This window comes from Kribbella sp. NPDC051952 (assembly GCF_040680855.1).
Lineage (GTDB): Bacteria > Actinomycetota > Actinomycetes > Propionibacteriales > Kribbellaceae > Kribbella.
Genome location: NZ_JBFAXQ010000007.1, coordinates 318,143 through 331,650 on the forward strand (window position 1 = coordinate 318,143; position 13,508 = coordinate 331,650).

Sequence of the window (13,508 nt, forward strand, 5' to 3'; positions counted from 1 at the left end):
ACCATCCAGCGCATGACGTCACCCCTCTACGGCTCCCACCGGCCGCGCGGCCAGGTCGAGCACCATCTGTACGGCGGTGTCGACCGCGTCCCGCACTGCCGGCGTCAGCCCGATCCCCGCCTCGATGCCGCCCGGCTCGCACCCGACCACCACTACAGGACCCACAGTGCCACCGAGTCGCGGTACAAGCGAGAGCACAGCGTCAGGACCTAGATCGTGGGCGTCCATACTGACCTCGGGTCCGGGCTCGGCCGCCGGCTCGGCCTCGATCACGTACAGCGTCCCCGGCGGACCGTTCCGCTGTACCGCATCGACCAGTACGACGAGGTCGTACGGCTCGAGCAACTGGTACGCCAGATGGATCCCGCGGATCCCGAAATCCCGGACTTCGACCCCCGGTGGCAGCTCCCGCCTGGCGAGTTCCTCGACAACCGCTACCCCGAAGGCGTCGTCGGTGCAGAACACGTTCCCCAACCCGGCCACCAACACGGTCATGTCGCACTCCCCAAGGGCTCGAGCTCGTCCGGGCTGAAGTACAGATAGCGACCGTGGGATCGCTGGACCTCACCTTCCTCGCCGTCCAGTGCGACCGCGACGTGGGTCTCGCCGTCCACATCGGACAGGACGGCGACCACTGTGCCGAGCCGCCCGGTCAGGAACATGTCCTGCGCGTCCGCTCCCCTCGTCCCATGGCGCAGTATGCCCGGCTGCAGGCGGACGCGCGTACCGTTGCCAACGGCAACTTCACCGACCTGGACCGTGTCCGTCTCCGGGGACACCGAGGCATCGCTGCCCGGGTCCCACCAGGGCGAGCCCGGCTCCGGCTCGGTCACCTTGCGCAGATAGCGGATCGAGCCGTGCAGCCGGTCCATCAGCTCCGGCGGCATCGACTCGACCCGGGCCAGCAGTTCGGCCGCGCGTTCGTCGGTGCCACGGACCTCGCGCTTCTCCTCCTCGGTCAGCGTCATCGTGCGCAGGCTGAGGATCTCGTCGATCTCGGTCGCGTCGTACATGTCGCCCTGGCTCTCGGGCGCGATCTGCGGATGGTCGTACAGGATGATCGGCGAGGACAGCATCAGGTCGCCGGCCAGCACCGGGTACAGGCCGAGGTTCTCGCAGCCGGCCGCGAAGGCGCGGGCCCACTCGGGCGGTTCCAGCAGGGAGATGAACCGGCAGCCGTCGACGGCCGCCATCACGTGGTGCGCGATCAGCGCCTGGCGGAGTGCCCCGATCCGCTCGGAGCTGCCGTCCGGCGTGGTGTTCTCGACCTGGATCCGCAACCGGGTGGCGCCGTACGGGCCGGGGAGCGGTTGGAGGCTCAACGAGACGGTTCCGCTGATCGCTTCCCGGGTCCGGCGGAGGAAACCGACCGTTCCGACCGCCTCGGTCTCGGTCCCGCCGGGAAGCCGGAACGGCATCTCCAGCGGCAACTTCCGTAGGTTGGTGCGCAGGTCGAAGGTCCCGACGACGGCCTCGTCCCAGGGCAGGTACGTCGCGTCCTCGGTCTCGAGTACGGCGACCTCGACCTCATCGGCGTCGAGGACGGCCCGGCACTGCGCTTGCAGGAAGCGCACCCGCACGGTGAGTTCGGCCTCGTCGCCGTCGAGCAGGCACTCGGTCTGCGACCGGCTGCGTTCGGACGGATCGACCAGGCAGTACGCCGACGGCATCAGTACGCCGAACTGCCAGCGCACCCGGTTCTTCCCGTCCGACGCCCGGTAGGGGTAGAGCACGTATCCCTCGAACAACAGCGCGTCCGCCACCTGCTGGACCGCGTCGAACTTGTTCATTCCTGTTGTTCCTTCAAGAGTCGCTCGATCGCGTCGTCCCAGCCGGGCAGGGCCTCCCGGGTGCGATAGCGATAGAGCCGGTCGAACGTGTCCTGCCGGAGCCGCATCCACGCGGCACCCGGGAAGTGCTGGTCCATCGCCGCCCGCCACACCGCCACCGGCAGTTGGTACGTCGTCTCCTTCTGCCAGGCGACCGGTGTGATCGAGAGCGTGCCGGGACTACCGGTGAAGATCGTCCCGTTGAACAGCAGCAACAGCGGTACGCCGCCTTCACGGACGGCGTACAGGTACTTGTGGGCGGCGACATCGAAGTCGTAGCTGCACGGCAGTTGGAGGTCGACCTCGGTCGTGCCGGTGAAGCCGGGAACCATTTGGGTGACGAAGGCGAGCTGGATCGGCTTCAGCGTCTCGCCCCAGCGGGTGCGGTCCCCGAACAGGTCCGCGAGACCCTCCGCCTCTTCGTCGTTGTACCGGCGCCGGATCGGCTCGATCCGGATCTGGCACCGTAGTGCCAACGCGTGCACCGGCGTACCGGTCGTCTCCTCGACGCGCAGGTGCAGCTGGATCAACGGGGTCGCGGCGTACCGGTCCGCTTCCGCGTCGACGCAGGTGAAGGTCAGGTCAACCACGGCCGCGCTCCTGAATTGCCGCGAAGAAGGCGTCGATCCGCTGCCAGACGTCCTCGCCGCCGGCGAAGCCTTCCCAGTACTGGCGCACGATCCCGACCAGCTCGTAGCACGCATCAATCGGGACCAGGTGGCACTCGAACCCGTCGTCGAGCCGGCGCAGCAGGACGGCCTCGACATCGGGAGCCAACTCCTGCAGCAGCTGATCGCCGGCAACCACCTCGTCCCATGCGGCCAGGTCGAGCAACGACTCGGTGGGACCACCGGGGCTCGGGTAGAAGGCGACGTACCGGTCCTGGTCGGACTGGTAGAAGAGGAAGGCCAGGTTGACCGGGATCCCCATCGTCTCCCACTGCACCGCCGACATGCTGAAGTCCGGATTGGAGCGGTAGCGGTCGGGGACGACGCGGTAGTGCCCGTGCGACGCGCCGCCGTCGCTGAACAGCAGGTAGCAGGGCCGGCACGTGCACAGCAGTCGATGGCCCTGGACATCAGCCAGATGCGAGTGCTCCGGCCCGATCGGTACGGCGCACATCTCGCACTGCTCACCCGGCGCCCGCTGCTCGCGGACTCCACCGGTGAACTGCCGCAGAACCGCGACCGGGTCGACCTGCTGCTGAGGTTTGGGTCGTGCGAGTGAACGCAGCGTCGGCGACGTTCTCACGCCGGCTGCACCCCGGGGATGGCGACCTTCCAGCCGGTGCCCTCGGGCAGTAGCGGAAGTGCCTCCAGTGGTGGCGCGCCTTCCGGCGTGAGCGCCCGCCCGGCCAGCCGTACGTCGTACTCCGCCGTGCAGCGTGGACAGATGAGCCGGTCACCGGTGAGCTGGCCGTGGTGCAGACCCGACGAGCACATCGGGCAGTTGTTGCGGTAGGCAAGGAAGGTGCCGTCGAGGTTCGCGACCAGCACGTCGAGGTCGGCAACGGTTAGGTGCTGGACCTGGCCGGGGGGTGGTACCAGGTCCAGCTGGTGCCAGCCGTCCCGGTGGGGGCGGAACGGCTGGATGGTCAACAGGTTCTGCGGTTCCTTCTCTTTCACCATGCCCGCGACATCGACGGCGATCGCCTCGGGGGCGGCGTCCAGTACGGCGTTCTCGACGGTCAGCCGGACCGTCGCGGTGGATCCGGGGCAGCCGTCGCAGCTGCCCTGCAGGCTGAGATGGACGACACCGTCGTCGTCGATCCCGAGGTAGTCGATGCCACCGGCGTGCGAGCCCAGGTACGGGCGTACGTCGTCGAGGGCGTGCTGGATCCGGGTCGCGACATCGTCGGGATGCAGGTCGTGCAACAGCAGCAGACCCGCGACCAGGTCGTCCCCGGCCAACTGCCGTACCTGCGGCTCGTCGAGCAGGTTCAGCAGCTGTCCGAGGCCGGCGCCGTGCAAGGTGAGCACGGCGCGGACCAGTTCTTCGACCTGCCCGGCGACCGCCGGTTCGGCCCGTCGCTGGACCTCGTCCAGGAGCACGTCGATTCGTTCACTCAGTGCCTGGACGTCATGCCGGTCCATCTCACTCCCCCTACCCGGATCAACTGGGTCAGTACGGTTTGACGGCGATGGTGGGTGAATGCAGGTGCGTCTTCTCCTGCCCGTTGCCGACGAACATGTGCACGCCGCACGGCAGGCACGGGTCGAAGCTGCGGACAGCCCGCATGATGTCGATGCCCTTGAACCGATCCGGCGGGTTCTCCTCGAAGATCGGTGTGTTCTGGACGGCGTCCTCGTACGGACCAGGTGTGCCGTAGGTGTCCCGGACGCTGCCGTTCCACGGGGTCGGTGGATACGGGTGGTAGTTCGCGATCTTGCCCTCACGGATCACCATGTGGTGCGAGAGCACTCCGCGGACCGCCTCGGTGAATCCGCACGAGATCGCCTCGTCCGGCACCTTGAACGGCGTCCACGTCTCGGTGTGACCGGCACGGACCTCGGCCATCGCCTTCTCACAGAAGTGCAGCGCGAGGGCGGCCGCGTAGGCCTGGAAGTAGGTCCGGGCCCGGTTCCGCTCGAGCGCGTTGCTCCAGCGCGGGATCTTCCACTCGTACTCCGTGGCCGGCTTGAGCGCCGTCCGCGGCAGCTGGATCTTCACGCTCTGGCCGGTGGCCTGGACGTAGTCGGTGTTGACCAGGCCGGACAGCGCGGTCGACCACAGCCGGGCGATCGGGCCGCCGCCGGTGTCGAGGGCGAGGTGGTCGGTGCCGTCGAACCAGCGCGGCGACATCGTCCAGCTGTAGGCGTTGGAGAAGTCGCGCTTCTGCGGCTTCGGGATGGTGTGCTGGTTCCACGGGTGCCGGACGTCGATCGGGTTGCCGAGCGGGTCGATGTCGACGAACTTCTCGTGCGAGCCGTCGGCCCAGTCGTCGTAGTACGAACTGCCGAGCAGGATCCGCAGGCCGAGGTTGATGTCGACCAGGCTGTTGGTGACGAGCTTGCCGTCGACCACGATGCCCGGGGTGACGAACATCTTCCGGCCCCAGGACTCCATGTTGCGGTAGGTGAAGTCGCAGTGCGCCGGGTCCTGCAGACTGCCCCAGCAGCCGAGCAGGACGCGCCGCTCGCCGACGTGCTCGTAACCGGGCAGCGCCTCGTAGAAGAAGTCGAACAGGTCGTCGTGCAACGGCACGACCTTCTTCATGAACTCGATGTAGCGCATCAACCGGGTCAGGTAGTCGGTGAAGAGCTGGATCGTCGCGACCGTGCCGACACCACCGGGGTAGAGCGTCGACGGGTGGACGTGCCGGCCCTCCATCAGGCAGAACATCTCGCGCGTGTACCGGCTGACGTGCAACGCCTCGCGGTAGAACTCACCCTCGAGCGGGTTCAGCGAACGCATGATGTCGCCGATGGTCCGGTAGCCGTGGTCGCCGGCGTGCGGCGCCTCGGTGCGGTTCGCCAGTTCCAGTACGCCGGGGTTGGTCTCCTTGACCATCCGCTCGCAGTAGTCCACCCCGACCAGGTTCTCCTGGAAGATGTTGTGGTCGAACATGTACTCGGCGGCCTCGCCGAGGTTCACGATCCACTCACCGAGGGCAGGCGGGACGACGCCGTACGCCATGTTCTGCGCGTAGACCGAGCAGGTGGCGTGGTTGTCACCGCAGATGCCGCAGATCCGGCTGGTGATGAAGTGCGCGTCGCGCGGGTCCTTGCCCTTCATGAAGATGCTGTAGCCGCGGAAGATCGACGAGGTGCTGTGACACTCCTCGACCACCTTGGTCTTGAAGTTCACGTTGGCGTAGATGCCCAGACTGCCGACGATCCGGGTGATCGGGTCCCACGCCATCTCGACGACATCGGAGCTCTTCGAGCTGGTCGTGGAGGGTTTGGCATCGGTGGTCGTCATGGCCTACCACACCTTCTCGTAGCCGGTGCTGAGCTCGGAGCCCTTGCGCCGCCACTTCGGTTCTTTGTTGCCTGCGTTCAGGGTGTACTTGCGAAGCCGCCGGATCACGGTGCCGTAGACCATGCTCGCGGTGGTGGAGATCTTGCTGCCCGGTGGTTCGTCCATGAACGGCATGAACTTGTCCGGGAAGCCGGGCATCGTGCACGCGATACAGATGCCGCCGACGTTCGGGCAGCCGCCGACACCATTGATCCAGCCGCGCTTGGGCACGTTGCAGTTGACGACCGGGCCCCAGCAGCCGAGCTTCACCAGGCACTTCGGCGAGCCGTACTCCTTGGCGAAGTCGCCCTGCTCGTAGTACCCGGCCCGGTCACAGCCTTCGTGCACGGTCCGGCCGAACAGCCACTGTGGCCGCAGTTCGGCGTCGAGCGGGATCATCGGCGCCTGCCCGGCCACCTGGTAGAGCAGGTACACGAGCGTCTCGGACAGGTTGTCGGGGTGGATCGGGCAACCTGGCACGCACACGATCGGTAGGCCGGCCTTGGATTTCCAGCTCCAGCCCAGGTAGTCGGGCACTCCCATCGCACCGGTCGGGTTGCCGGCCATCGCGTGGATCCCGCCGTACGTCGCACACGTGCCGACGGCGACCACCGCGGTGGCCTTCGGGGCCAGCCGGTCCAGCCACTCGGAGGTCTTCATCGGCTGCCCGGTGGTCGGGTTGTTGCCGAAGCCGGCCCAGTAGCCCTCGCCGTCGTGGATCGCCTCGTTCGGGATCGATCCCTCGACCACCAGGACGAACGGCTCGAGCTCACCGCGGTCGGCCTTGTGCCACCACTCGATGAAGTTGTCCGCGCCCGTCTCGGGACCGCACTCGAAGTCGATCAGCGGCCAGTGCACCGCGATCCGCGGCAGCCCCGGCAGCGCACCGAGGACGATCTCCTCGATACTGGGCTGGGTGGCCGCGGTGAGGGCGACCGAGTCGCCGTCGCAGCTGAGTCCGCCGTTCATCCAGAGGATGTGGACGACACCCTCGTCGGTCTCCTGCTTCGCCTGTTCCGGTTCCAGCGTCGTGGACACGACCAGCCTCCCTAACCAGTGGCCCATCCCAGCGGCACTTTTCGACCGTACTGCCGTCGCCGGTGGTCCGACAGACACATGTGTCAGGTATTAATGTCGGTGTCCGGAAATCCCCGATTCCCGGATTCCAGGACAATCAGGACAGCGTTCCCTCAAGCATTCCGTCGCTATTCTTGGGCAATGGAGGACGATCCCGATCGCGAGGTGTTCGTCTCGCCCGTGGTCGTGGCGACGCAGTCCTTTCCGGCCCGGCCGGGGTCGATACCGGACGCCGAGCAGTTCGTCCGCGAGGCGCTCGACCCGGTCACGCTCGAACCCGAGGAGAACCAGGCGCTCTACAAGGCGATCACGACCGCACTGCTGGCGGCCGCCGGACCGCAGGACGGCGTCTTCGACGTGACCGTTCGGATCTTTCCCGACGGCGTGGAGGTGGAGGTCCTGAACGGTGCCGGCGTACGCCGGATGCAGCCTGCGGCAGAGCCGTTCGCGGACTGGTTGAACGGCGTACTGCGTGGTCAGGGACTGTCCCAGCAGGCCGCCGCGCAGCGGATCGGGGTGTCGGTGCGGACCATCAGCCGGTGGTTGCGCGGCGACACCGAACCGCGGCTGCGGGACCTGCGAAAAGTGCATGAGATCTTCGGTCCATGATCTCTGGCGTCTACCTTGGCCCGGGTCTAGGGTTCGAATTGTCCGCTGATCGCGGAATTCGTCATTTTCCTTCGCCCGGTGGGTGAGCATCACGAACGAGCCGGAACGTGTGCGCGGCCGGTTTCTGGTCACCGGCGTCGTCCAGGGCGTCGGCTTCCGCCCGTTCGTCTATTCGCTCGCGCGCGAACTCGGATTGTCCGGTCAGGTGGGTAACACCGCGGCCGGCGTGATCGCCGAGGTCGAGGGTGCGGCGGTAGCCGTCGACGCCTTCGGCCACCGGGTGCGCACGGACGCCCCACCCCTGGCCGCGGTCGCCACCGTCACCTTCGAGCCGGTGCCTTCGCGCGGCGGCACCGAGTTCGCCATCCTCGACTCCACGGCCGGTCCGGGCCGGACTTTGGTCTCACCCGATGTGGCGACCTGTGCGGACTGCCTGGCCGAGTTCACCGATCCGTCCGACCGGCGCTACCGGCATCCGTTCATCAGCTGCACCAATTGCGGCCCGCGCTTCACGATCATCACCGAGCTGCCCTACGACCGTCCGGCCACCACCATGGCCGACTTCCCGCTCTGCCCCGACTGCACCCGCGAGTACGCCGATCCCGCCGACCGCAGGTTCCACGCCCAGCCGATCGCCTGTCCCGCCTGCGGCCCCCGGCTGCAACTGGTCCAGCCCGGCCTCGAGACGGCGTACGACGAGGACGCGTTGGCGGCCGCGCACGGGCTGCTGGTCGACGGCGCGATCCTCGCGGTCAAGGGGCTCGGTGGCTTCCATCTCGTCTGCGACGCGGGCGACCAGGCGGTGGTGAGCACGCTGCGCAAGCGCAAGGATCGTGGGGACAAGCCGTTCGCCGTGATGGCTGCCGACCTGGACGCGGCCCGGCGGATCGCCTGGATCGACGCGGCCGAGGAGGAGCTCCTCACCGGCAGCCGGCATCCGATCGTGCTGCTCCGCCGCCGGACCGGTGCGGCCGTCGCCGAGGCCGTTGCCCCCGGCAACCCAGACCTCGGGGTGATGTTGCCGTACACCCCCTTGCACCACTTGCTGTTCGACCAGCCCGGCCCGTGTGTACTGGTGATGACGAGCGGAAACCTGTCCGGTGAGCCGATCGTCACCACCGACGACGAGGCCGTGACCCGGCTCTCCGGTCTCGCGGACGCGTGGCTCGGTCACGATCGCCCGATCCACGTGCCGTGCGACGACTCCGTCGTACGGATCGTGGATGCGGTCGAGCTGCCGGTACGCCGGTCGCGTGGTTATGCACCGTTCCCGATCGATCTGCCGGTCCCGGTGTTGCCCGCTCTGGCGGTGGGTGGGGACCTGAAGAACACCTTCTGTCTGGGGGACGGGCAGTACGCGTGGTTGTCCGCACACGTTGGGGACATGGACGATCTCGCAACCCTGCAGGCGTTCGAGCGGGCCGAACGGCATCTCGAGGACCTGACCGGGGTTCGGCCCGAGGTGCTGGTGGCGGACAAGCATCCGGCGTACCGGTCGCGGCAATGGGCCGAGCTGCACGCGGACGGGCGGCCGGTGATCGGCGTACAGCATCATCACGCGCATATCGCGTCGGTGCTGGCCGAGCATCGGCATCAGGGCCGGGTGATCGGCTTCGCCTTCGACGGGACCGGGTACGGCGACGACGGCGCGGTGTGGGGCGGCGAGGTACTGCTGGCCGACTACGCCGGGTTCGAACGCGTCGCGCACCTCAAGTACGTGCCGTTGCCGGGCGGGGACGCGGGGGTTCGTAATCCCTGCCGGATGGCTTTGTCACATCTACGGGCGGCGGGGTTGCCGTGGCACCCGGACCTGCCGTCGGTCCGTGCGTGTGCACGGGCGGAGCTGGAACTGCTCGCCGTACAACTGGATCGGGACATCGCGTGCGCGCCGACGTCCAGCATGGGCAGGTTGTTCGACGCGGTCTCGTCGCTGGCCGGTGTGTGTCACCGGTCCGGCTACGAAGCACAGGCCGCGATCGAGCTGGAAGGACTGGTCTCGTCCGATCGAGGACTCGGGAGGTACGAGTTCGCGGTTACGGGGGAGGAGATCGATCCGGCGCCGATGCTGGCCGCCGTCGTACGGGATGTGCTGGGTGGGGTGGGACCGGGCGTCGTCAGTGCCCGGTTCCACCAAGGCCTGGCCGAACTCATGGTGACGCTGGCCGATCGGGTCCGCGCCGTCCAGGGACTGAACACCGTCGCGCTGTCCGGTGGCGTGTTCGTCAACACAGTGTTGCTGTCGGCAACTACCAGGGCGCTGACCGGAGCCGGGTTCACCGTGCTGCGGCCGCGCCGGGTACCGCCGACCGACGCCGGACTTGCACTCGGGCAGCTGGTTGTAGCGGCCGGCCTGGCCCGATGAGGAAACACCGAGGGAGGGGATCAGTATGTGTCTGGCCGTACCGGGAAAGGTCGTGGAGATCCGGGACGAGGACGGCACCCGGATGGGCATGGTGGACTTCGGCGGGGTGCTGAAGGACGTCTGCCTGGAGTATCTGCCGGACCTGCGGGTGGGCGAGTACACCATCGTGCATGTCGGGTTCGCGTTGCAGCGGCTGGACGAGGAGTCGGCGATGCAGTCGCTCGAGCTGTTCCGCAAGCTCGGCGCGCTCGAGGAGGAGTTCGGCGATCAATGGGGACTGGCCGCACGCCAGGCCGGTGAGCGCCGCCCGCCCGGCACCGAATGGAGTGGTGCCGGTACCACCAATGGGGAGGTGACGGGATGAAGTACCTGGAGGAGTTCAGCGATCCGGTGCTGGCCCGCAAGCTGGTCGACCAGATCCACGCCACGGTGACCAAGCCCTGGGCGATGATGGAGGTCTGCGGCGGTCAGACGCACACGATCGTCCGGCACGGCATCGACCAGTTGCTGCCCGACGGCGTCGAGATGATCCACGGACCGGGTTGCCCGGTCTGCGTGACCCCGCTGGAAGTGATCGACAAGGCACTCGAGATCGCCTCGCAGCCAGGCGTGATCTTCTGCTCGTTCGGCGACATGCTGCGGGTGCCCGGCAGCGGCCGCGACCTGTTCCGGGTCAAGAGCGAGGGCGGTGACGTCCGGGTGGTGTACTCGCCACTCGACGCGCTCCGGCTGGCTCAGCAGAACCCGGACAAGGAGGTGGTCTTCTTCGGCATCGGCTTCGAGACCACCGCACCTCCGAACGCGATGACCGTCTACCAGGCCAAGCGGCTCGGCATCCCGAACTTCAGCCTGCTCGTCTCCCACGTCCGGGTACCACCGGCGATCGAGGCGATCATGCAGTCGCCGAGCTGCCGGGTGCAGGCTTTCCTGGCCGCCGGCCACGTCTGCAGCGTGATGGGTACGACGGAATACCCGCCGCTGGCCGAGAAGTACGCCGTACCGATCGTCGTGACCGGGTTCGAACCGCTGGACATCCTGGCCGGAATCCTGCGGACGGTCACCCAGCTCGAGCAGGGCGAGCACGTGGTCGAGAACGCGTACCGGCGGGCCGTCCAGGACGAGGGCAACCCGACCGCGAAGGCGATGCTGGCCGACGTGTTCGAGTCGACCGACCGGGCCTGGCGGGGGATCGGGATGATCCCGCAGAGCGGCTGGCGGCTGTCCGAGCGGTACCGCGAGTACGACGCCGAGTACCGGTTCAAGGTCCGCGACATCACCACGGAGGAGTCGACCGTGTGCCGCAGTGGCGAGGTGCTGCAGGGCCTGATCAAGCCGCACGAGTGTTCGGCGTTCGGGACGCTGTGTACGCCGCGCAATCCGCTCGGCGCGACCATGGTCTCCAGTGAGGGCGCGTGTGCGGCGTACTACCTCTACCGTCGGCTGGAGACGCCGGTCGAGGTGGTGACCACCGGTGGCTGAGCAGGTGGTCGACTTCGAAGGCTGGACCTGCCCACTGCCATTGCGCGACCACCCCAGGGTCGTGATGGGCCACGGGGGTGGTGGGCAGATGTCGGGCGAGTTGGTCGAGCACCTCTTCGTGCCGGCGTTCGCGAATCCGGTGTTGGGCGGACTCACGGACTCGGCGGTGTTCACCCTCGGGGACGCCCGGCTGGCCTTCTCGACGGACTCGTTCGTGGTCCAGCCGCTGTTCTTCCCGGGCGGCAGTATCGGCGATCTGGCCGTCAACGGCACGGTCAACGATCTCGCGATGAGTGGCGCGCAGGCGGCGTACCTGTCCTGCGGGTTCATCCTCGAGGAGGGCGTCGAGCTGTCCGTCGTGGGCCGGATCGCGGCAGACCTCGGGGCGGCCGCGCGGCGGGCCGGCGTGACGATCGCGACCGGTGACACCAAGGTCGTGGACGCGGGTCACGGCGACGGCGTGTACATCAACACGGCCGGCGTCGGGCTGGTCCCGGCCGGCGTCGACATCCGGCCGCAGCGGGCGGTGCCCGGAGACGTCGTGCTGGTCAGTGGGCAGATCGGGGTGCACGGGGTCGCGATCATGAGCGTGCGCGAGGGCATCTCGTTCGGCACGGAGGTGGTCAGCGACTGTGCCCCGCTGAACGGGCTGGTGTCGGCGATGCTCGACGTCTGTCCTGATATCCACGTCCTGCGCGATCCGACGCGAGGTGGCGTGGCAACCTCGCTGAACGAGATCGCCAAGGCGGCCGGCATCGGCATCGAGCTGACCGAGAGTGCGCTACCGGTGCCCGAGACGGTCGCCAACGCCTGCTCGTTCCTCGGCCTGGATCCCTTGTACGTCGCGAACGAGGGCAAACTGCTCGCGATCGTGGCGCGCGACCATGCGGACGCCGTACTGGCGGCGATGCGGCGGGATCCGTTGGGTGCGGACGCGGCGATCATCGGTCAGTGTGTGGAGGCGCATCCGGGCATGGTCGTGACGAAGACGGCGTTCGGAGCGACGCGGGTCGTGGATACGCCGATCGGGGAGCAGTTGCCGCGGATCTGCTAGCGCTCGGCCAGCCAGCTGTGCCAGGCGTCGAGGCCGTCTCCGCGGGTCGCGGAGACGGGCAGCAACTCGACGTCCGGCTTCAGCCGCCGGATCAGGTCGAAGCACAGGTCGACGTCGAAGTCGACGTACGGCAGCAGGTCGACCTTGTTGAGCAGGACCAGGTCGGCGGTGCGGAACATGTACGGGTACTTGGCCGGTTTGTCCGCGCCCTCGGTGACCGAGATGATCACCACCCGGGCCGCCTCGCCGAGGTCGAACAGCGCCGGGCAGACCAGGTTGCCGACGTTCTCGACGAACACCAGCGAGCCGTCCGGCGGGGCGAGCTCGGCCAGCCCGCGGTCGAGCATCTCCGCGTCCAGGTGACAGCCGGCGCCGGTGTTGATCTGCACCACGCGGGTGCCGGTCGACCGGATCCGTTCGGCGTCGAGCCAGGTCTCCTGATCGCCTTCGATGACGAGGGCCTCGCGCTGCCCGGCGAGATCGCGGACGGTGCGCTCCAGCAGGGTCGTCTTGCCGGAGCCGGGGGAGCTCATCAGGTTGATCGCCGTGATTGCGTGCTCGGCCAGCCGGTGCCGGGTCGAGGCCGCGAGTACGTCGTTCTTCGCCAGGATGTCCTGTTCGAGCAGGACTGTTCTGGTCTGCGGCTCGTGCTCATGGGGATGGCCGTGACCATATCCGTGATCATGGCCATGTTCGTGTTCGTGTTCGTGCCCGTCGACCAGGCTGACCCGGGTGGTCGCGTCCGAGCATCCGCAGGTGCTGCACATGTCAACGCACCTCCACCGAGACGATCCGCAGTTCGCGGCCGGCCAGGATGTCGAGATCGGCGCTGCCGCAGGTGCACAACAGGAGCGGATCGTCGAGCCTGAACTCCTGCCGGCACGTTCGACAGTACGCCCGCCCGGACGGCTCGTCGATGTCCAAACGGGCGCCTTCCAGCCCGGTGCCGCCGGCCACGATCTCGAAGCAGAACCGGATCGAGTCCGTCACCACCCCGGACAGCCGGCCGATCTCCAGCCGCACGGAGGCGACCGGTCCGTCGCCGATCTTCTCGACGATCGCATCGACCATGCTCTCCGTGATGGCGAGCTCGTGCACGCCAACGACCGTAAGCCCGGGCAGCCTGGAAGTCACGGGA

The 13,508-nt window shown here is 67.9% G+C and carries 14 protein-coding genes; 5 read left to right on the forward strand and 9 right to left on the reverse strand.

The genetic code is table 11. The features are described from left to right. Positions 1-18: 18 nt before the first annotated feature. The 7 genes from AB0L70_RS16630 to AB0L70_RS16660 are packed head-to-tail and all read right to left on the reverse strand — an operon-like array spanning position 19 to position 6,827. The gene (locus AB0L70_RS16630) at positions 19-495 is read right to left on the reverse strand and encodes a hydrogenase maturation protease (RefSeq protein ID WP_363684730.1); all 477 of its coding nucleotides are present in this window, start codon (positions 493-495) and stop codon (positions 19-21) included. Beyond that, on the reverse strand, positions 492-1,790 hold the full coding sequence (locus tag AB0L70_RS16635; protein WP_363684732.1) for a hypothetical protein: 1,299 nt from the start codon (positions 1,788-1,790) through the stop codon (positions 492-494). Before AB0L70_RS16635 ends, AB0L70_RS16630 begins: the two co-directional genes overlap by 4 nt. Then, on the reverse strand, positions 1,787-2,419 hold the full coding sequence (locus tag AB0L70_RS16640) for a DUF6084 family protein (protein ID WP_363684734.1): 633 nt from the start codon (positions 2,417-2,419) through the stop codon (positions 1,787-1,789). Before AB0L70_RS16640 ends, AB0L70_RS16635 begins: the two co-directional genes overlap by 4 nt. Then, on the reverse strand, positions 2,412-3,080 hold the full coding sequence (locus tag AB0L70_RS16645; protein WP_363684736.1) for a DUF5947 family protein: 669 nt from the start codon (positions 3,078-3,080) through the stop codon (positions 2,412-2,414). Before AB0L70_RS16645 ends, AB0L70_RS16640 begins: the two co-directional genes overlap by 8 nt. Then, positions 3,077-3,922, reverse strand: a complete 846-nt coding sequence (locus tag AB0L70_RS16650) for a NifU family protein (RefSeq protein ID WP_363684738.1) — start codon at positions 3,920-3,922, stop codon at positions 3,077-3,079. Before AB0L70_RS16650 ends, AB0L70_RS16645 begins: the two co-directional genes overlap by 4 nt. A gap of 28 nt (positions 3,923-3,950) precedes the next feature. Next, the gene (locus tag AB0L70_RS16655; RefSeq protein ID WP_363684740.1) at positions 3,951-5,750 is read right to left on the reverse strand and encodes a nickel-dependent hydrogenase large subunit; all 1,800 of its coding nucleotides are present in this window, start codon (positions 5,748-5,750) and stop codon (positions 3,951-3,953) included. 3 nt (positions 5,751-5,753) lie between these two features. Further along, complete coding sequence (locus AB0L70_RS16660; RefSeq protein ID WP_363684742.1) at positions 5,754-6,827, reverse strand: hypothetical protein; 1,074 nt, start codon at positions 6,825-6,827, stop codon at positions 5,754-5,756. 180 nt (positions 6,828-7,007) lie between these two features. Between AB0L70_RS16660 and AB0L70_RS16665 the strand changes: the two genes are divergently transcribed. From AB0L70_RS16665 to hypE, 5 genes are all read left to right on the forward strand, one after another. After that, positions 7,008-7,475 (forward strand): helix-turn-helix transcriptional regulator, encoded by a 468-nt coding sequence (locus tag AB0L70_RS16665; RefSeq protein ID WP_363684744.1) that lies wholly within the window; start codon positions 7,008-7,010, stop codon positions 7,473-7,475. Positions 7,476-7,557: 82 nt separating this feature from the next. Next, on the forward strand, positions 7,558-9,837 hold the full coding sequence (gene hypF / locus AB0L70_RS16670; protein WP_363684746.1) for a carbamoyltransferase HypF: 2,280 nt from the start codon (positions 7,558-7,560) through the stop codon (positions 9,835-9,837). Positions 9,838-9,862: 25 nt separating this feature from the next. Next, a complete protein-coding gene (locus AB0L70_RS16675) occupies positions 9,863-10,201 on the forward strand; it encodes a HypC/HybG/HupF family hydrogenase formation chaperone (protein WP_363684748.1) in 339 nt (112 codons plus the stop codon). Next, positions 10,198-11,316, forward strand: a complete 1,119-nt coding sequence (gene hypD, locus AB0L70_RS16680) for a hydrogenase formation protein HypD (protein ID WP_363684750.1) — start codon at positions 10,198-10,200, stop codon at positions 11,314-11,316. Before AB0L70_RS16675 ends, hypD begins: the two co-directional genes overlap by 4 nt. After that, positions 11,309-12,370 (forward strand): hydrogenase expression/formation protein HypE, encoded by a 1,062-nt coding sequence (gene hypE, locus AB0L70_RS16685; RefSeq protein ID WP_363684752.1) that lies wholly within the window; start codon positions 11,309-11,311, stop codon positions 12,368-12,370. Before hypD ends, hypE begins: the two co-directional genes overlap by 8 nt. On the opposite strand, the gene hypB is transcribed toward hypE, so the two are convergent. Both hypB and AB0L70_RS16695 read right to left on the reverse strand, forming a co-directional pair. Further along, positions 12,367-13,137, reverse strand: a complete 771-nt coding sequence (gene hypB, locus AB0L70_RS16690; protein WP_363684754.1) for a hydrogenase nickel incorporation protein HypB — start codon at positions 13,135-13,137, stop codon at positions 12,367-12,369. The genes hypE and hypB overlap by 4 nt on opposite strands. A gap of 1 nt (position 13,138) precedes the next feature. Further along, positions 13,139-13,468: a hydrogenase maturation nickel metallochaperone HypA gene (locus AB0L70_RS16695; protein WP_363684756.1), complete on the reverse strand. Its 330-nt coding sequence runs from the start codon at positions 13,466-13,468 to the stop codon at positions 13,139-13,141. Positions 13,469-13,508 lie beyond the last annotated feature (40 nt).

Bases quoted from the DNA above. Each gene is read 5' to 3' on its own strand.
- AB0L70_RS16635 (WP_363684732.1), bottom strand. From the start codon at position 1,790: ATGAACAAGTTCGACGCGGTCCAGCAGGTGGCGGACGCGCTGTTGTTC.
- hypD (WP_363684750.1), top strand. From the start codon at position 10,198: ATGAAGTACCTGGAGGAGTTCAGCGATCCGGTGCTGGCCCGCAAGCTG.
- AB0L70_RS16655 (WP_363684740.1), bottom strand. From the start codon at position 5,750: ATGACGACCACCGATGCCAAACCCTCCACGACCAGCTCGAAGAGCTCC.
- AB0L70_RS16675 (WP_363684748.1), top strand. From the start codon at position 9,863: ATGTGTCTGGCCGTACCGGGAAAGGTCGTGGAGATCCGGGACGAGGAC.
- hypB (WP_363684754.1), bottom strand. From the start codon at position 13,137: ATGTGCAGCACCTGCGGATGCTCGGACGCGACCACCCGGGTCAGCCTG.
- AB0L70_RS16630 (WP_363684730.1), bottom strand. From the start codon at position 495: ATGACCGTGTTGGTGGCCGGGTTGGGGAACGTGTTCTGCACCGACGAC.
- AB0L70_RS16650 (WP_363684738.1), bottom strand. From the start codon at position 3,922: ATGGACCGGCATGACGTCCAGGCACTGAGTGAACGAATCGACGTGCTC.
- AB0L70_RS16665 (WP_363684744.1), top strand. From the start codon at position 7,008: ATGGAGGACGATCCCGATCGCGAGGTGTTCGTCTCGCCCGTGGTCGTG.